The organism is Streptomyces sp. NPDC091272 (assembly GCF_044757485.1).
In the GTDB taxonomy this organism is placed as follows: domain Bacteria; phylum Actinomycetota; class Actinomycetes; order Streptomycetales; family Streptomycetaceae; genus Streptomyces.
In genome coordinates, this window is record NZ_JBIVVC010000007.1 from 59,360 (window position 1) to 76,906 (window position 17,547).

20 protein-coding genes are annotated in these 17,547 nt (G+C 72.3%); 9 read left to right on the plus strand and 11 right to left on the minus strand.

Going from position 1 to position 17,547, the window contains the following annotated elements; all coding sequences use genetic code 11:
* Together ACIQM4_RS20495 and ACIQM4_RS20500 are read right to left on the minus strand one after the other, a co-directional pair.
* The gene (locus tag ACIQM4_RS20495) at positions 1–900 is read right to left on the minus strand and encodes an SDR family NAD(P)-dependent oxidoreductase (protein WP_401593350.1); all 900 of its coding nucleotides are present in this window, start codon (positions 898–900) and stop codon (positions 1–3) included.
* A complete protein-coding gene (locus ACIQM4_RS20500; protein ID WP_401593353.1) occupies positions 900–1,700 on the minus strand; it encodes an acetoacetate decarboxylase family protein in 801 nt (266 codons plus the stop codon). Before ACIQM4_RS20500 ends, ACIQM4_RS20495 begins: the two co-directional genes overlap by 1 nt.
* A 111-nt stretch (positions 1,701–1,811) precedes the next feature.
* Between ACIQM4_RS20500 and ACIQM4_RS20505 the strand changes: the two genes are divergently transcribed.
* The 6 genes from ACIQM4_RS20505 (at position 1,812) to ACIQM4_RS20530 (ending at position 7,545) form a co-directional block, all read left to right on the plus strand.
* Positions 1,812–2,489, plus strand: a complete 678-nt coding sequence (locus ACIQM4_RS20505) for a TetR/AcrR family transcriptional regulator (RefSeq protein WP_401593356.1) — start codon at positions 1,812–1,814, stop codon at positions 2,487–2,489.
* A gap of 29 nt (positions 2,490–2,518) precedes the next feature.
* Entirely contained in the window at positions 2,519–3,511 is a 993-nt protein-coding gene (locus ACIQM4_RS20510; RefSeq protein WP_401593359.1) for a DEDDh family exonuclease, read from the plus strand.
* 106 nt (positions 3,512–3,617) lie between these two features.
* Positions 3,618–3,851 (plus strand): hypothetical protein, encoded by a 234-nt coding sequence (locus ACIQM4_RS20515; protein WP_401593361.1) that lies wholly within the window; start codon positions 3,618–3,620, stop codon positions 3,849–3,851.
* 187 nt (positions 3,852–4,038) lie between these two features.
* Positions 4,039–4,839 (plus strand): SURF1 family protein, encoded by an 801-nt coding sequence (locus ACIQM4_RS20520; protein WP_401593364.1) that lies wholly within the window; start codon positions 4,039–4,041, stop codon positions 4,837–4,839.
* Positions 4,840–4,910: 71 nt separating this feature from the next.
* The gene (locus ACIQM4_RS20525) at positions 4,911–6,785 is read left to right on the plus strand and encodes a glycoside hydrolase family 15 protein (RefSeq protein WP_401593367.1); all 1,875 of its coding nucleotides are present in this window, start codon (positions 4,911–4,913) and stop codon (positions 6,783–6,785) included.
* A gap of 4 nt (positions 6,786–6,789) precedes the next feature.
* Positions 6,790–7,545 carry an SDR family oxidoreductase gene (locus tag ACIQM4_RS20530; protein ID WP_401593369.1) on the plus strand — a complete coding sequence of 252 codons (756 nt, stop codon included), beginning with the start codon at positions 6,790–6,792 and terminating at the stop codon, positions 7,543–7,545.
* A gap of 208 nt (positions 7,546–7,753) precedes the next feature.
* On the opposite strand, the gene amaP is transcribed toward ACIQM4_RS20530, so the two are convergent.
* The 5 genes from amaP to ACIQM4_RS20555 are packed head-to-tail and all read right to left on the minus strand — an operon-like array spanning position 7,754 to position 10,084.
* The gene (gene amaP / locus ACIQM4_RS20535) at positions 7,754–8,335 is read right to left on the minus strand and encodes an alkaline shock response membrane anchor protein AmaP (protein ID WP_401593372.1); all 582 of its coding nucleotides are present in this window, start codon (positions 8,333–8,335) and stop codon (positions 7,754–7,756) included.
* 7 nt (positions 8,336–8,342) lie between these two features.
* Positions 8,343–8,939, minus strand: coding sequence for a DUF6286 domain-containing protein (locus ACIQM4_RS20540; RefSeq protein WP_401594133.1), 597 nt, complete (start codon positions 8,937–8,939; stop codon positions 8,343–8,345).
* 23 nt (positions 8,940–8,962) lie between these two features.
* Complete coding sequence (locus tag ACIQM4_RS20545; protein WP_401593375.1) at positions 8,963–9,319, minus strand: hypothetical protein; 357 nt, start codon at positions 9,317–9,319, stop codon at positions 8,963–8,965.
* Positions 9,316–9,537 (minus strand): hypothetical protein, encoded by a 222-nt coding sequence (locus ACIQM4_RS20550; protein ID WP_401593376.1) that lies wholly within the window; start codon positions 9,535–9,537, stop codon positions 9,316–9,318. Before ACIQM4_RS20550 ends, ACIQM4_RS20545 begins: the two co-directional genes overlap by 4 nt.
* A gap of 40 nt (positions 9,538–9,577) precedes the next feature.
* On the minus strand, positions 9,578–10,084 hold the full coding sequence (locus tag ACIQM4_RS20555; protein ID WP_401593379.1) for an Asp23/Gls24 family envelope stress response protein: 507 nt from the start codon (positions 10,082–10,084) through the stop codon (positions 9,578–9,580).
* Positions 10,085–10,185: 101 nt separating this feature from the next.
* Between ACIQM4_RS20555 and ACIQM4_RS20560 the strand changes: the two genes are divergently transcribed.
* Positions 10,186–11,019 (plus strand): nucleopolyhedrovirus P10 family protein, encoded by an 834-nt coding sequence (locus ACIQM4_RS20560; protein ID WP_401593382.1) that lies wholly within the window; start codon positions 10,186–10,188, stop codon positions 11,017–11,019.
* A gap of 49 nt (positions 11,020–11,068) precedes the next feature.
* On the opposite strand, the gene ACIQM4_RS20565 is transcribed toward ACIQM4_RS20560, so the two are convergent.
* The 3 genes from ACIQM4_RS20565 to ACIQM4_RS20575 form a co-directional block, all read right to left on the minus strand.
* A complete protein-coding gene (locus ACIQM4_RS20565) occupies positions 11,069–11,860 on the minus strand; it encodes an enoyl-CoA hydratase/isomerase family protein (RefSeq protein ID WP_401593385.1) in 792 nt (263 codons plus the stop codon).
* Between the two features lie 157 nt (positions 11,861–12,017).
* Positions 12,018–12,236, minus strand: a complete 219-nt coding sequence (locus ACIQM4_RS20570; protein ID WP_401593387.1) for a helix-turn-helix domain-containing protein — start codon at positions 12,234–12,236, stop codon at positions 12,018–12,020.
* A gap of 422 nt (positions 12,237–12,658) precedes the next feature.
* Positions 12,659–14,257, minus strand: coding sequence for an ABC-F family ATP-binding cassette domain-containing protein (locus ACIQM4_RS20575; protein WP_401593390.1), 1,599 nt, complete (start codon positions 14,255–14,257; stop codon positions 12,659–12,661).
* Between the two features lie 352 nt (positions 14,258–14,609).
* Between ACIQM4_RS20575 and ACIQM4_RS20580 the strand changes: the two genes are divergently transcribed.
* Both ACIQM4_RS20580 and ACIQM4_RS20585 read left to right on the plus strand, forming a co-directional pair.
* A complete protein-coding gene (locus ACIQM4_RS20580) occupies positions 14,610–15,500 on the plus strand; it encodes a neutral zinc metallopeptidase (RefSeq protein ID WP_401593392.1) in 891 nt (296 codons plus the stop codon).
* Positions 15,501–15,624: 124 nt separating this feature from the next.
* On the plus strand, positions 15,625–16,032 hold the full coding sequence (locus ACIQM4_RS20585; RefSeq protein ID WP_401593394.1) for a VOC family protein: 408 nt from the start codon (positions 15,625–15,627) through the stop codon (positions 16,030–16,032).
* Positions 16,033–16,053: 21 nt separating this feature from the next.
* On the opposite strand, the gene ACIQM4_RS20590 is transcribed toward ACIQM4_RS20585, so the two are convergent.
* Positions 16,054–17,457, minus strand: a complete 1,404-nt coding sequence (locus ACIQM4_RS20590) for a hypothetical protein (protein WP_401593396.1) — start codon at positions 17,455–17,457, stop codon at positions 16,054–16,056.
* Positions 17,458–17,547: the final 90 nt, after the last annotated feature.

The window sequence follows — 17,547 nt, forward strand, 5'->3', positions numbered from 1 at the left end:
TCACTCCGCCCGGTCCCGGTCGAGGATGAAATGTTCGAGGTACGAGGGGTTGGCACGGTCCAGCATCGACCGGGAGCGCGCCCGGATCTGCCGGTCGCTGTGCTCGCTGTCGGGGAGCATCCAGAAGCGGTCTGCCCTGATCCCGGCCACGACGGTCTCCGCGACCTCCTCGACCGGTGTGAACTCGATCTCCTGCCCCGCCGCCGCCATCGCCGCCTCCCACTGGTCGAGGCTGCGGTAGGGCGATTTGCGCGGCCGTTCCTTGGCGTACCGCTCGGGCCTGTTGCGGTGCGACTCCCACAGCCCGGTGCGCAGCATGTGCGGGCCGGGGAACAGCACCGAGGCGCCGACGCTCGCCCGCTCCGCCCTGAGGTGCGCGTACAGCGACTCCGTGAGGGTCACGACGGCTGCCTTGGTCACGGCGTACACGGAGGCGGTCGGCAGGGGCGCGATACCGCCGTCCCCCGACGACGTGTTGACGACGTGGCCGGCCTCGCCGCCCGCCAGCATGCGCGGCACGAAGGCCTGCACGCCGTGGAAGACGCCCCAGACGTTGACGGCGAACGCCCACTTCCAGTCGTTGGGCTCGTGCTCCCACATCCGGCCCTCGGCGCCCGACCCGACCCCGGCGTTGTTGCACAGCACGTGCACCGCGCCGAAGGTGTCGTACGCCGCCCGCGCCAGTTCCTGCACGGAGTCCCGCTCGCTGACGTCCACCACGCGCGCCAGGACCTCGGCGCCGCCCTCGCGCAGTGCGGCGGCGGCCTTGTCGAGCGCTCCTTCCTCCACGTCCGCGAGGACGACCTTGAGCCCCTCGTCGGCGAACCGCCGCGCCATCGCGAGGCCGATGCCGCTCGCGGCCCCGGTGACGACGGCGACCTGCCCGGCCCGCAGTTCCATCAGACGCTCCCTTCCGGCGGGCCGTCGAGGATCTGCTGCGGGTCGTCGTAGCGCTGGTGGATGTACGGCAACAGGGCCTGTGCGCTGACCCGTTCGACGACCTTCCCACGCTGGTCGCTGGTCTTCTCGCCCAGCGTGATCTCCACGAGGCGGCGCACCGGCAGGTCGGCGACGGGGTCGTACATCGACTCGCGCAGGACGACGTCGCCGCTCACCTTCTCCAGCTTGCGCACCTTCTCGTGCCGGGTGCACTGCACGAGGACCGGGTCGGCGTCGAAGCCCTCCCCGTCCACGGCGGGCAGGAACTTGAAGTAGAAGTCCAGCTTCTCGGTCGGCTCCGCCGGCACCGGGAGCGCGCCGTCCACCGCGCCCCGCACCTCCACGAAGGCGATCCCGTGCCTCGCCAGGGACGCCCGTACGACCAGCCCCTCGCGCTCCACGCTCACCTCGCCGAGCTTCTTCGGCTCGCCGAACACCTCGCGCCCGCCGATCAGCGCCCGCTCGTGGGTCATCGGCATGACCAGCGGGTACCAGCCCTCGCGTCCGCCGTACTCGGCGGCGACCGCCACGGAGCCCGCGCCGAGCGGATAGCCGGGCAGGTCGACCTTGCTGATGTTGGCGCGCACCAGCGGTCGGCCGGTGGGTTTCAGGGGCGGTGGCAGCACGGCCGCCACCGCGTCGGGGTCGCTCTCCCAGAGCGCCACCACACCGGTGGACCAGATGTCGGGGAGCTGGGAGCTCCTGGTGCGCGCCGCCGCGATCTCGGCCTCGGTGCGCGGTCCGTACCGTACGCGTGCCATCGCCGTACCACCTTGTCGTCGGTCGTGCCTTTCCCCGGTCGGTTCTGTAACACAGTTACAGCAGCGGCGATGAAGGGTAAATAGCCGTGCAGCAAGAGGAGTTGAAAACTGATGCCCAGACCGTCGCTCACCCGTGAGGAAGTCCTCGACACCGCGGCCCGGTACGTCAAGCAGCACGGGCCGCAGGCCCTCACGATGCGCAAGCTGGCCGCCGAGCTGGGCACCGCGGTCACCTCGATCTACTGGCACGTCGGCAACCGCGAGTCCCTGCTGGACGCCCTCGTCGAGCGCACCGTCCGCGAGCTCGGCGAAATCAGGCCGCGCGGCCGCACCCCCGCGCAGCGTGTCGTCTCCGTCGCCCGCGCGCTGCGCCGGGACCTGCGCGCGCACCCGCACCTGGTCGCGATGGTGCACGAACGCGGCCTGACCGAGCGGATGTTCCTGCCCGCCCAGCAGGCCCTGGTGCACGAGGTGCACGCGGCGGGCCTGCGCGGGGCACGCGCCGCGCAGGCGGTACGGGCGGTCCAGTTCCAGGTCGTCGGATTCGTGCTGGTCGAGCGCAACCGGGAGCGCTCACCCGTGCAGCACCCCGGCGAGGAGGAACTCTGGGACGAGGCGACGGCGGAGCAGGACCCGCGGCTGGCACGGGCGCTGACGCGGCCGGTGGACACCGAGAAGCTGTTCGTGGCGTCGGTACGGGCACTGGTCGACGGGCTGCTGTGGCAGGCGCCACACTCCCGGAAGGGGGCGGGCACGAACCGGGAACTCCGCTCGGAACTGGGCGAATAGGGGACTGTCAGTCCCGGCCCGTATTCTCTGTGACCATGCTCGATGACCGACAAGAAGCGGCAGCACTCTGGCCGACCGCCTACCCGCAGGGGTACGCGGTCGTCGACGTGGAGACCACCGGCCTCTCCCGCGACGACCGCATAATCTCCGCTGCCGTCTACCGGCTGGACACGCACGGCGACGTCGTCGACCACTGGTACACCCTGGTCAACCCCGAGCGGGACCCCGGCCCCACCTGGATCCACGGCCTGACCACCGACCTGCTGGAGGGTGCGCCGCTGTTCCCCGAGATCGTGGCGGAGCTGTCCGCGCGGCTCGACGGCCGGGTCCTCGTCGCGCACAACGCGATGTTCGACTGGTCGATGCTCGCCCGGGAGTACGCACGGGCCGGGCACACCGCCCCGGTGCAGCAGCGGCTGTGCACCATCGCGCTCGCCAAGGAGCTGGCGCTGCCGCTGCCCAACCACAAGCTGGCCTCGCTGGCCGCCCACTTCGGCGTCGTCCAGCAGCGCGCGCACCACGCACTGGACGACGCCCGGGTGCTCGCCGAGGCGTTCCGCCCGAGTCTGCACGCGGCGGCGCGGGGCGGGGTGCGGCTGCCGCTCCTGGAGTGCCGGCCGCTCACCGAGTGGTCGGACGCGCCGGCCAGGCCGAGGATCGGCTACCAGGCTCCGTACGGCGGTGCCGGCCGCGGCAGTTGGCGCCCGTCCCGCAAGCGGCCTGCCTGCCCGTACCCCAACCCCGGCCGCTACCAGCCGGACAAGCCGCTGACGCAGGGGATGCGGGTGGCGTTCTCCGGCGACACCTCGATCGACCGCGACCTGCTGGAGGACCGTACGGCCGAGGCGGGACTGCACGTCGCGTCGAGCGTGTCCCGGCTGACGAGCCTGCTGGTCACCAACGACCCGGACTCGGCGACGTCCAAGACCCTCAAGGCCAAGTCCTTCGGCACGCCGGTCGTCGACGAGGCCGCGTACACCCACCTCCTGCGCGACGTGGCGCCGGCGCCCTCGGCCGGCTGAGGGCGCCCGCGCCGCCGCGCCGGTACGAGGCCCCGCACCGGCGTCCGGGTGACCGCCGGGCGTGCCCTGCGGGCTGGGCCCGCCCCCGCACTGCACCCTGTGGCGCATGGCACGATGCGAGGTTTGCGGAAACGACTACGGCATGTCCTTCGAGGTGCACGCGCAGGGCGCGATGCACGTCTTCGACTGCTTCTCCTGCGCCATCCACCGGATGGCCCCGATCTGCGAGCACTGCCGGTGCCGGATCATCGGCCAGGGCGTCGAGGTCGAGGGCCAGTGGTTCTGCGGTGCGCACTGCTCCCGCGCGGAGGGGAAGGTGGGCATCGTCGACAAGGTGTGAGACCGGGACCCGAGGTGCCCCCGGGCGACCCACCCGGGGCCGAGGTGTGCGTCCCCCGCCTCGCGCACCCCACCCGGGCCGAGGTACGTGTCCCCCGCTCGGGCACCCCACCCGGGCCCAGCTGTGTGACCCCCGGCTCGGGCAACCCGCCCACCGGGGGACTTCTCCCGCCAGGTACCGTCAAAGCGTGTACCGCTTCCTGTTGTCCCGGCAGTGGGTGATCCTCACCCTCCTGGCGCTCGTCCTCATTCCCTCGATGGTCGAGCTCGGCTTCTGGCAGCTCCACCGCCACGAGCACAAGGTCGCGCAGAACCAGCTGATCGCCGGGAACCTCAGGGCGAAGCCGAAGCCGGTGAACCAGCTCACCTCACCCGGCCACACCGTCCCCACCGCGGACTTCTGGCGTGCGGCGACCGCCACCGGCACCTTCGACACCGCGCACGAGGTCGTCGTGCGGCGCCGCACCTCCACCGACGACCAGGTCGGCTTCCACGTCCTGACGCCGTTCGACCTCAAGGGCGGCGGCACCGTCCTCGTCAACCGCGGCTGGGTCGCCTTCGGTGCCGACCAGCAGGCGTTCCCGCACGTTCCCGCGCCGCCCACGGGCGAAGTCACCGTCACCGGCCGCCTCAAGGCCGACGAGACGACCTCGGGCAGCGGCATCAAGGACCTCGCGGGGCTGCCGCCCCGTCACGTCATGCTGATCAACAGCGCCCAGCAGGCCAAGCTGCTCGGCCGCCCGGTGCTCGGCGGCTACCTCGAACTGACCTCGCCCGCCCCGGCCGACGGCAGCCCGGAGATGATCGCCGAGCCGGAGTCCGACTCGATCGGCCCGCACATGGCGTACGCCGTGCAGTGGTGGCTGTTCGCCGCCGCCGTCCCGGTCGGCTGGGTCGTTCTGGTACGCCGGGAGAAGCGCGAGCGGGACACGGCGGCGCGCGCCCTGGCGGACGCCGAGGCCGAGGAGCCCGCCACCGCGTCGGCGTAGGGTCCCCCGCGACCGGACGCGTGACCGATACGACTGCTTAGTTCGGCTCCCAGCAGGGAAGACGCCTGAGCGTGACCCAACGCATCGAGGACTACGCGCTCATCGGGGACCTCCAGACCGCGGCCCTGGTCGGCCGCGACGGTTCCGTGGACTGGCTCTGCCTGCCCCGCTTCGACTCCGCCGCCTGTTTCGCGGCCCTGCTCGGCGAGCCGGAGAACGGTCACTGGCGGCTGGCTCCCGAGGGGGCGGGCAACTGCACCTCCCGCTCGTACGTGGGCGATTCCCTCGTCCTGGAGTCGGTCTGGGAGACCCGGTCGGGCAGCGTCAAGATCACCGACTTCATGCCGCAGCGCGACCAGGCCCCCGATGTGGTGCGCATCGTGGAGGGGCTCTCCGGCGAGGTCACCGTGCACTCCACGCTCCGGCTGCGCTTCGACTACGGCAACATCGTGCCGTGGGTGCGCCACACCGACGGCCACCGGGTCGCGGTCGCGGGCCCCGACGCCGTCTGGCTGCGCGACGTGCCCAAGGACGCGAACGGTTCGGAGTCCGGCGGCCCCGAGGTCAGGACCTGGGGCCAGCAGTACAGCACCCGCTCCGCCTTCACCGTCCGCGAGGGCGAGCAGGTCGCCTTCGTCCTCACCTGGCACCCCTCGCACGAGCCGCGTCCCCCGCTCGTCGACCCGTACGAGTCCTTGGCGCACAGCTTGGAGGACTGGGCCGAGTGGGCCGCCAAGTGCACCTACGAAGGCCCTTACCGGGAAGCCGTACTGCGCTCGCTCATCACCCTCAAGGCCCTCACCTACGCCCCCACCGGCGGTATCGTCGCCGCCCCCACGACCTCGCTCCCCGAGGAGATCGGAGGCGTCCGGAACTGGGACTACCGCTACTGCTGGCTGCGCGACTCCACGCTCACGCTCGGCTCGCTCCTCTCCGCCGGGTACCTCGAAGAGGCCGCGCAGTGGCGCGACTGGCTGCTGCGCGCGGTCGCGGGTGACCCGGCCGACCTGAAGATCATGTACGGGATCTCGGGCGAGCGGCGGCTGCCCGAGCTGGAACTGCCGTGGCTCGCCGGGTACGAGGCGTCGACCCCCGTCCGGATCGGGAACGTCGCCGCCGACCAGCTCCAGCTGGACGTGTACGGGGAGGTCGTCGACTCCCTGTACGTGGCCAGGAAGTCGGGGCTCGTCGCCAAGCCGCACGCCTGGAACCTCCAGCTCAGCCTGCTCGGCTTCCTGGAGTCGATGTGGCGCGAGCCGGACGACGGGCTGTGGGAGGTGCGCGGCCCGCGCCGCCACTTCGTGCACTCCAAGGTCATGGCCTGGGTGGCCGCGGACCGCGCGGTCCGCACCCTGGAGGAGGACCCGACCCTGCCGGGTGACGCGGCGCGCTGGCGGGCCATGCGCGACGAGGTGCACCGGGAGGTGTGCGAGAAGGGTTACGACCCGGCGCGCAACACCTTCACCCAGTCGTACGGCTCGGCCGAACTCGACGCGGCGACCCTGCTCATCCCCCAGGTGGGGTTCCTGCCGCCGGACGACCCACGGGTGGTGGGCACGGTGGAGGCGGTACGGGCGGAACTGGGCCGCAACGGCGGCTTCATCCAGCGCTACAGCTCCGACGAGACGCTGGAGGGCCATCGGGTCGACGGACTGCCGGGCGGCGAGGGGGCGTTCCTGGTCTGCTCGTTCTGGCTGGCGGACGCGCTGCTGCTGACCGGACGGGTGAAGGAGGCCCGCGAACTCTTCGACCGGCTGCTCGCCCTGCGCAACGACGTGGGGCTGCTGGCCGAGGAGTACGACCCGGTGGCGGGCCGCCAGCTGGGCAACTTCCCGCAGGCGTTCAGCCACATCGGTCTGGTCGGCACGGCCCAGGCGCTGGCCAGGGAGGAAGCCAGGGAAGGGGCGGCCCGGAGTGGGGCCGCGGGCCGCGAGGGTGCAGGATAGCGCCATGGATCTTGGACTGAAGGACCGTGTGTACGTCGTCACCGGAGCGAGCCGTGGCCTCGGCCTCGCCGCCGCGCGCGAACTGGTGGCGGACGGAGCGAAGGTGATTCTCACCGCCCGGGACGAGAAGGCCCTCACCGCCGCGGCGGGCGAACTCGGCCCGAACGCGGTGCCGCTGGCCGCCGACAACGCCGACCCGGCGGCTGCCGCCCGGCTCGTCGAGGAGGCCCGCGCCCGCTTCGGCCGCTTCGACGGCATCCTCATCAGCGTCGGCGGGCCGGCGGCCGGGGGGTCCGCCGACAACACGGACGAGCAGTGGCGGGACGCGTTCGAGTCGGTGTTCCTCGGGGCGGTACGGCTCGCCCGGACGGCGGCGGACTCGCTCGCCGACGGCGGCGTGATCGGCTTCGTCCTCTCGGCTTCAGTGCACGAGCCGATCCCGGGTCTGACCATCTCCAACGGGCTGCGCCCGGGGCTCGCGGGGTACGCGAAGTCCCTCGCGGAGGAGGTCGGGCCGCGCGGGATCCGGGTGATCGGTCTGCTGCCGTCCCGCATCGACACGGACCGGGTGCGCTACCTGGACTCGCTCGCGGACGATCCGGCGGCGGCGAGGACTGCCCAGGAGGGCCGGATTCCGCTTCGGCGGTACGGGACGCCGGAGGAGTTCGGCCGGACGGCGGCCTTCCTGCTCTCGCCGGCGGCGTCGTACATCACGGGCGTGATGCTCCCCGTGGACGGCGGCGCCCGCCACGGCTTCTGACGGCACCGGGGCGGGGGCGCGCCGCGTAGGAGGGGCGCTCCGCGTGGGGCCGCCCCCTTGCCCACCCGTCCCGCCCCCGGGGGGCGGCCCCGCTGCCCAAGGAGGCTGGGGGCAGTTAGGGGCGCGGGGAACTGCGCGACCAGCCACGTCGGACCCGCACAGGACGGACCCGCACAGGGTGGATCCGCACAGGACGGATCCGTCGAGATCAGTCCACCCTCCGCGCCCCCCTCCGCGCCCCCCTCACCCGTACCACCGTCGGCAGCCGCCTCGCGCGGACCGACTCGCGGGCCGTGGCGACACCGGAACCCGCCAGTTGCGCGACCGCTCTGGCCGGCGAGCCCGAAGGGCCGAGCAGCAGGCTGATCCGTGCCCGGGGCTCGCTCTCGCGGCCCTTCAGGGTGACGTCCGCACGCGAGACCCCCTCCGTCGCCTCCGCCTCCTGGCGCAGCACCCGCTCCAGCGCCCGTCCCCGCAGCAGCACCTGTTCCGAGCCGCCCTCGCCGGGGACCCGGATCGTTCCCAGCCGCTTCCTGTGCAGCTGCGCCAGCAGCCACCAGAGCGACAGCAGCACGCAGAGCGACAGCACCGCGATGACCACCGGCCACCACCAGCCCTCGTCCCGCCACCGGGTCCGGTCCGCCGTGCTCAGCAGCACGTCGTCGCGGCCCGCGAAGGGCCACCAGGAAGGGACCGAGACACCGAGTCCCGCCAGCAGCGCCGCGCCGCCGAGCGCCACCAGGACCAGTCCCAGCAACCCCAGCAGCACCCTGTTCACCGGATTTCGCATGGGCCGTTCACCCCTTTCCGCCCTCCGCGCGTTCCACCCGGACCGAGAGTCCAGGTTCCCGGGCCAGACCCAGGTCGTCGATGCCGACACGCATCGCCTCGCCCAGGTCCTCCCGTACATCGTCCAGTTCACGGAAGTGCGAGACGGCCCGTACGGTGACCCGGCCGCGGCCGACCCGCACCCGCGCGCCCTGCACGCCCGGCACCTCCATCGCCCGGTCCCGGAGCACCAGCGCCGCCGCGTTCCGTTCGAGCCCGGCCCGCACCTCGCCGTCCGCCGCCGCGCCGCCCTGCCCACTCATCGGCAGCAGCGACCTCAGTCCCGGCGTCACCGCGAGCACCACGAGCCACAGACCGAGCCCGACCGCGAGGCCCGAGCCGACCTGCACCCACACCTGGTCCAGCGGACGCCCGGACAGCGCCGTCGCCAGTTCGCGGCGCCAGCTCATCGCGGACCGGCCGGCCCTTACCGCCACCACGTCGTACAGCAGCAGCCCGCAAGCGCCGAGGAGCACCGCTGCCGCCACCCCGGCCGGGATCCGCCGCGCCGACCAGAACCGCCTGCGCGGCGCGGAGCCGCGCTGCTCGCCCCGGCCCCGTTCCATCTCCAGCGTGGGCACCTGCTCGCTCACCGCGTCCTCCCGTTCTCGGGGCCCGCCCGGTGCAGCCGCTCGACCAGCACCGTCACCTCAGGAACCGTCATGCCGGCCAACTCGCCCAGCCGATCGGTGACCTGGCGGCTCACCGACGCGCACTGCCCCCCGATGTCGCACGGGTAGCCGAGCTCGACTCCGATCCGCACGCGCGCCGAAGCGCCACGCACGCTCACCTGAGCGTGCGGGGCGCCTGCGCCGTCGGGCGGCGCGTCGAGCGCCTCGCGCGCCGCCCGTTCGGCGATCTTCTCCACGACCCGGTCCGCGATCCGGGTGGCACCCCGCTCGGCGGCGGGAACTGCCACCCGGTCCACCGGGGCCTGCTCGGTCACCGCGGCCTGGGCCGGGACCGGAACCGGTCCTCGCGGTCGTCGTCACGGTCCCGACGGCCGAAGAACTCGCCGGGGTCGAGGTCACCCTCCAGGTACTTGCCGAGCAGCAGGCCGATCAGCCCGAGAGCTGCGACGACCACGAACGCACCGAACCCGCCGAAGTACCCGGCGAACCCGAGCGCGATGCCGACCGCCAGGCCGACCACTGAAAGACTCATCGAACCGCCCTCACTCTCGTGCTCCGTCGCTCCACCGGACTCACTGGAGCTTCTGCTCCGGCTCGTCCTCTTCCTCGTCGGGCAGCTTCACGTCGCCGACCGCGATGTTGACCTCCACGACTTCGAGGCCGGTCATCCGCTCGACGGCCGAGATCACGTTCTCCCGTACCGCCTTGGCGACATCGGAGATCGACACGCCGTACTCGACCACGATGTCGAGGTCGAGCGCGGTCTGCACCTCGCCGACCTCGGCCTTGACGCCACGGCTCACGGACTTCGTGTTACCGCCCGGTACCCGGTCGCGCACCGCGCCGAAGGTACGGGACAAACCTCCCCCCATCGCGTGAACGCCGTCCACGTCGCGTGCGGCCATTCCAGCGATCTTCTCGACCACGCCGTCGGCGATCGTGGTGCGTCCGCGGGTCGCCGGATTGCCGCCGCCGCGCTGCGGGGTGCTCGCGCCGGACGCCTCGCTCGATCCCGTGCGTGACAGGTCCTTATCCAGGCCACCGGGCCGGATGCTGCGCTCTCGTTCGGTGTCTGCCATCGCCGTTCGTCCCTTTCCGGGGGTTACGCGGGTACTGGACTCCGTTGCCACATTAGGGCCGGTTGTCCGATGTCGCACCGGGGATGCGGCAGGCTGACCCCATGGCACCCACAGCACCGGACAACAGTTGGACCCAGGCGGTACGTCAGCGGCTGGGCCTGGGCAGACTGCTGCCCCTCGGCCCGGCGGCGGACGGTTGCTGGCTCGCGGAACGGGCGGCGACAGGCGTGCTGCGACGCGCCGGCGAGGAGGTCGCGGGGGTACGCCTGCGCACGCTCCGGGTGGGCCCGGCCGGCCCTGACGAGGAGCGGGACTCCCCTGCCGTACCGCCTCCCCCGGGGGCGCTGCCGCCCGGACCGCTGCGCATCGAGGCGGAGTTCGAGGCCTCGTACGAGGAGCCGCTCACCTCGACGGCGGACCTGCTGCGCGCGGCGCTGTTCACGGCCGCCGAGACCCGGCTGGGCCTGGAGGTGACCGAGGTGGACCTGCGCGTCGGCGGTCTGCTGGACGACTCGGGACAGGACGCATCGGCGGGAGAGCACGCGGAGGCGCATACGCACGCGGCGGACGACGCCCCGGCCGACCCGGCGCACAGGTCGGGAACCGTACCGCCAAACGCGCCGGAAAGGCCGCGCCCCACTGGGCCGTCCGGGCGGCGTGCGGGCGGCGACACGCCCGGCCGCGACGCCGGATCCGGGTCGGCGGCCGCCCGCGCGGCCGCCGCCGTCCCCGGCGTGGCCCACCCGACCTCCGTGCTGGGCACCCCGGCGCGCCACGACAACGCGCACCCCGGTCGCCACGTCCTCATGGAGGTGGCGGTGACCGGGCAGCGCCCCGCGCGGGAGGTCGCCCTGGCGGTCCGCGCCGCGGTCGCGGAGGCACTGCCGGAACACCCGTCGGTGGCCGTGCTCGTCACCGAGGTGACGGACGGCTGACCGCGCCGGGCCGGGGGCGCCCGGTCGCTCGGACAGGCAGGGGGGTCGCTCAGTCGGACAGTCCCGCGAGGTCGCGCAGCCTGCGCCCCTGCGCGGCACGCTCGGCGACGCGCTGCTGCTCGTAGTCACGGTCCGACGCGCCCTGCAGGAGAGCCTTGGTCTCGATGACGGCGTCACGCGGGGCGGCCAGCAGGGCCGCGGTCAAGTCACGCACCGCGCCGTCGAGTTCGTCGTTCGGCACGACGAGATTGGCGAGGCCGGTGCGCTCCGCCTCCGCCGCGTGGACGAACCGCCCGGTGGCACAGATCTCCAGCGCACGGGCGTACCCGACGAGGCCCACCAGGGGGTGCGTGCCCGTCAGGTCCGGCACGAGGCCCAGGCTCGTCTCGCGCATGGCGAACTGCACGTCCTCGGCGACGACCCGCAGGTCGCAGGCGAGGGCGAGCTGGAATCCGGCGCCGATCGCATGGCCCTGCACCGCGGCGATGCTGATCAGGTCGGCGCGCCGCCACCAGGTGAACGCCTCCTGGTACGCGGCGATCTCCGCGTCGAGGTCCGCCTGCGGACCACGCGCGAGGTCGAGGAAGGACGGCTCACCGTCGAAGCCCTCCGGGGTGAACGCCTGCCGGTCGAGGCCCGCGGAGAAGGATTTGCCCTCTCCGCGCAGCACGACCACCCGGACGGATCCGGGCAACGCCCTCCCGGCCTCCGTCAACGCCCGCCACAGAGCGGGGGATTGGGCGTTGCGCTTGGCCGGGTTGGCCAGGGTCACCGTGGCTACGGCGTCCTCGACGGTGAGTTGCACGCCGTCTTTGTCGAGTACGGGGTCGAGCGAAGCCATGGGGTGCCTCCGGTAGGGATACGGTGCCGTCACCACTTAAGTGACTGCACAGTAACCACCCGGCGAACCGTGTCCACGACCGGCCCCGCACCGACCACGTACGCGCGCCGTTCGGTGCGCGTACGGGTACAGCCAGGTACAGCTGGAAGCGTGACTGTCAGGCCGAGGCCTTCTTGCCGCGCGTCGCTCCGCCGCGTCCCCGCAGGGTCACTCCGGACTCACTCAGCATCCGGTGGACGAATCCGTAGGAGCGGCCGGTCGATTCGGCCAACGCCCGGATACTCGCACCGGAGTCATACTGCTTCTTCAGGTCTGCCGCGAGCTTTTCACGCGCGGCGCCGGTAACCCGGCTGCCCTTCTTAAGAGTCTCGGCCACCCGTGCCTCCTCAAGGAAGTGCGCTCTGGACTTCTCATGATCACCCCTTCCCACGTTCCTGGCCACCCATTCGGCAAGGTCCGTACAACAAGGTTCGCCGTGGAGGAAGTGACCGCCCGGCCCGGAATTCTAAATTCCGCGTGTCTTTCGCCATACCGGATTCCGGGCACAACCGGGAATCACCAGGTCAGCGAGGTAAAACGATCAGTGCACGGCGAAAGGCCCGTCCCATGACAGGACGGGCCTTGCCGGGCGGTGCGACGCGCCGGGGTACGAGAGGCACTCACTCAGATGAAGGATCACGCGTAGGCCGAATGATCCAGCCCGAGTGGATCAGCGCAGGGCCGCCGGCAGGGCGACGGCCTGGGACCTTGCCCTTGGAATATGCCAGGGCCACGGCGGGCGGGTGACCGCGCGACGGGCTACGCCAGGGCCACGAGGTCCGCGTAGTCCGGGCCCCACAGGTCCTCGACGCCGTCGGGGAGCAGGATGATCCGCTCGGGCTCCAGGGCGAGGACGGCGCCCTCGTCGTGCGTGACGAGGATGACGGCGCCCTTGTACGTACGCAGGGCGCCGAGGATCTCCTCGCGGCTCGCCGGGTCGAGGTTGTTGGTGGGCTCGTCGAGGAGCAGCACGTTGGCGGACGAGACGACCAGGGTGGCCAGCGCCAGCCGGGTCTTCTCACCGCCGGACAGGACACCGGCCGGCTTGTCGACGTCGTCACCGGAGAAGAGGAACGAACCGAGCGTCTTGCGGACATCGACCAGGTCCAGGTCCGGGGCGGAGGAGCGCATGTTCTCCAGCACCGTGCGGTTCGGGTCGAGGGTCTCGTGCTCCTGGGCGTAGTAGCCCATCTTGAGGCCGTGGCCCTCGATGACCTGGCCGGTGTCCGGCTTCTCGGCGCCCGCCAGCAGCCGCAGCAGGGTCGTCTTGCCGGCGCCGTTGAGGCCCAGGATGACGACGCGCGAGCCCTTGTCGACTGCGAGGTCGACGTCGGTGAAGATCTCCAGCGAGCCGTACGACTTGGACAGGCCCTCCGCCATCAGCGGGGTCTTGCCGCAGGGCGCGGGGTCGGGGAAGCGCAGCTTGGCGACCTTGTCGGAGACGCGTACCGCGTCCAGGCCGGCGAGCAGGCGGTCGGCGCGCTTGGCCATGTTCTGGGCGGCGACGGTCTTGGTCGCCTTGGCGCGCATCTTGTCGGCCTGCGAATGGAGGGCGGAGGCCTTCTTCTCGGCGTTCTGCCGCTCGCGCTTGCGGCGCTTCTCGTCGGCCTCGCGCTGCTGCTGGTAGAGCTTCCAGCCCATGTTGTAGACGTCGATCTGGGCGCGGTTGGCGTCCAGGTAGAACACCTTGTTGACGACCGTCTCGACCAGCTCCACGTCGTGGGAGATGACGATGAAGCCGCCGCGGTAGGACTTCAGGTAGTCACGCAGCCAGACGATGGAGTCGGCGTCCAGGTGGTTGGTGGGCTCGTCCAGGAGCAGGGTGTCGGCGTCCGAGAAGAGGATGCGGGCCAGCTCGACGCGGCGGCGCTGACCGCCGGAGAGGGTGTGCAGGGGCTGGCCGAGCACGCGGTCGGGCAGGCCGAGCGCGGCGGCGATGGTGGCGGCCTCGGCCTCGGCCGCGTAGCCGCCCTTGGTGAGGAACTCCGTCTCCAGGCGCTCGTACTTCTTCATCGCCTTCTCCCGGGTGGCACCCTGCCCGGTGGACATCTTCTGCTCGTTCTCACGCATCTTGCGCAGCACGGAGTCCAGCTCGCGGGCGGAGAGGATGCGGTCCTTGGCGAGGACGTCCAGGTCGCCGGTGCGGGGGTCCTGCGGCAGGTAGCCGACCTCGCCGGAGCGGGTGATGGTGCCCCCGGCCGGGGTGCCCTCGCCCGCGAGGCACTTGGTGAGGGTGGTCTTGCCCGCGCCGTTGCGGCCGACGAGGCCGATACGGTCGCCCTTGGCGATACGGAAGGACGCGTTCTCGATGAGGATGCGGGCGCCGGCGCGCAGCTCGATGCCGGAGGCGGTGATCACGGAAAAACTCCTGTGCGGGGTTGGACGGCGGAAGTTTTGACGGGCGGAGGTTTACTTCTTCGACGCCGCTTAATGCGCAAGGAGAGGTGCCATACGGCCCAGTCTAACGGGCGTTCGCAACCTCTTTTCTGGGCACGGCGCTGACGAGGCGGCCGACACGCCCTCCCCTGCCGCCGGCCCGGCCGGTCCCCCGTACGGCGGCGCCCCCGTTCGGATACCCCTGTTCGCCGGTACCCCCGTAGCACCAGAAAGAGGGGCACTTGACGGTAAATGGGCTGATACTCGGCGCAGGGGTGACGGACCGCGTCGCCCTGCCGGTCATGAAGGCCCAAGCAGAGGGTGGTGCGGCCCCGTGCAGTTCGACGACGACGCCAATCTGGACAGCTCGGAGGTCCGGGACGTGCGCGGCAGCCGCATTCCCGGCGGAAAGGCCACGATCGGCGGAGGCATCGTCGGCCTCATCGCGCTGGTGATGGGGGTGCTGTTCGGCGTGGGCCCTGACCAGCTGGGGCTGTCCTCCGGCGACCAGGAACCCGACACGTCGGCGTCCTCCCAGGCACAGGTGCAGCAGACCTGCCGGACGGGACGGGACGCCAACACCAAGGACGACTGCCGCACCCTCGGCGTGGTCAACAGCGTGCAGGACTTCTGGCGCCAGGAACTCGCCCGGCGGGGTGCGTCGTACTCGAACGCGCCGACGGTGTTCTTCACCGACCGGGTCTCCACCGCCTGCGGCGCCGCCACCTCGGCGGTCGGCCCCTTCTACTGCCCGCGTGACCGGCAGGTCTATCTGGACCTGGGCTTCTTCAACGAGCTGCGGACCAAGTTCGGCTCCAGCGGCGGCCCGTTCGCCCAGGCGTACGTCGTGGCGCACGAGTACGGGCACCACATCCAGAACGCGATGGGCACGCTGTCCCGCTCGCAGGACGGCCGGCAGGGCGCGAACAGCAACGCGGTCCGGGTGGAGCTCCAGGCCGACTGCTACGCCGGGGTGTGGGCGCGGCACGCGACGCGCACCCCGGACGAGAAGTCGGGCAGGCCGCTGATCACCCAGCTGACCGACGCCGACATCAGGGACGGGCTCGACGCGGCGGCCGCGGTCGGTGACGACCGGATCCAGGAGAAGTTCCAGGGCCGGGTGACGCCGGAGAGCTGGACGCACGGGTCGGCGGCGCAGCGCCAGCAGTGGTTCTACAACGGCTTCGAGTCGGGCGACATGGCGCAGTGCAACACCTTCCGCTGAGCCCTCCGCCCGGCCGCCGGCCCGTCCTGCGCGAAGGGTCGGGGGCGGTTGTCGTACCCACCTGGAAGACTGTGTTGCAGGTCACACTCCGTGGCCTTCCTCGTCAGGAGAAGGAGTGAGGGGAATGACTGACGCACCGACGCTGTACCCGACCCTGTTGTACCGGGACGCCAAGGCCGCGATCACGCTGCTCACGGAGGCGTTCGGCTTCATGAGAGGCGCGGTGTACGAGAGCGAGGGCGGCGTCGTCGAGCACGCCGAACTGAGCTACGGCAACGGCACGGTGATGCTGGGCAGCAAGGGCCGCGGCGGCCTGTTCGACAGCACGATGTCGGATGCGGGCGCCGGCCCGGCCGGTGTGTACGTGGTGGTGGAGGACGTCGACGCGCACCACAGACACGCGGCGGAGCACGGGGTGGAGATCGTGATGCCGCCCACGGACCAGGACTACGGCTCCCGCGACTACATGGCCAAGGACACCGAGGGCAACGTCTGGTCCTTCGGGACGTACGTGCCGGGGGCCCACGGCTGAGCCCCCGGGCGGCGCCGGGCGCTACGCCCCGCCGGTGTGCACCTGGAAGGCGGCGCGGCGCACGGCCTTCGCGAGGGCCGGGTCGGGGTGTGCGGCGGCGAGCGCGACCAGTACCTGCACGGTGCGCGGATGTCCTGCCGCGCGCACCTCGTCGAGCAGCGCGGGGACGGTGCCCTGGACTGCCGATTCGAGGTGGCGGACCAGCAGTTCGCTCTCGCCGTGGTCGGCGACGGCCGCCGCGGTGTCCACCCAGAGCCAGGTGGACTCCTCACGGGTGAGCAGGTCGTGGGCGTCCTCGGGGTCGGTGCCCTCGTGCTCGGCGAGCCAGAGCAGCGCGTACGGGCGCAGCGCCTGCTCGTCGGTGGCGGCGCGTACCTCGGCCTCTGCGGGGGCGCCGACCACCCGGAGCGCCTCGAAGGCGAGGCCGCGCAGGAGGGCGTCCTCGCCGCGGGCCACCTCAAGGAGTTCGAGGACGGCGGTGCCCACCGTGCGGGCGGCCAGCCAGGCGCGGTACTCGGCGCGGGCCGGGCCGGGGGTGAGGCGGGCGCAGCCGCTGAGCATGGCGTCCGCGGACTGCTCGATGTTCCCGGCGGGGCTCTGTGCGGCGACGCAGATCTGTTCCAGCTTGACCCAGACCGCCCAGCTGCCGAGGGGGGTCAGGGTGGCCTGGCCCTCGCCGAGGGTCAGCGCGCCGACGGAGGCCAGACCGGCGAGGGCCCAGTCGAGGAGGGAGGGCAGGGGCACCGGGACGGGGTGCGAGTGCGGCGGGGACTGCGCCGGGATGCCGTGCAGGTTGGGCGGCACCTCGCAGCGTTCCTCGTGCAGTTCCGCGACGCGCTGTTCCAGCAGGTCGAGCAGGGCCGGTACGAGGACGGGGCCGGCCGAGAGCTGGAGGAGGGAGAGCACCTGGGGGACGGACTCCACGACCTCCGCCACGGTGACCGGGGCGATGCCGGCGGGCGCGGGGTGGACGAGCGACCAGGCGTCGAAGAGGGCGACCCAGCCGCGCAGCACCGCGGCGTCGTCGCGGTCCCAGGCGCGCAGCCGCCAGCCGGGGCGGGCGTTGGCGCCGTGGATCTCGACGAGACCGGCGAGGCGGGCCCGGTCCCAGCCCGCGCGGACCTGCGACTCGGTCAGACGCAGTGCCTCGGCGGCGCGTTCGGCGGACGCGTCGGAGAGGGTGCCCGCCTGGCCGGGGCGGGGTGCGGCGCCGCGGGCGCGCTCGGTGTCGGCCCAGCGGGCGATCCGGGCGGCGTCGGCGAGCACCTCCCTGGCGTGACGGGCCAGTTCCGCCTGGGCGGGGGTCCCCTCGGGAGGACGGGTTGCCGGGCGGGTACGCCGGTTCGTCACGGCCCTGCGGGCGGTGGCGAGGGGTCGCGGGCGGACAAGTCGGAGCCTGGAGTCGCGCGGTGTACGGGACGTCACGAGGAGCAGTGTCTCCGCTGACTGCCCGAAAGCCCAAACGGAATGCCGCGCACCGCCCCCGTGGAGCCCTCGTTTCTGCTACGTGGGCCT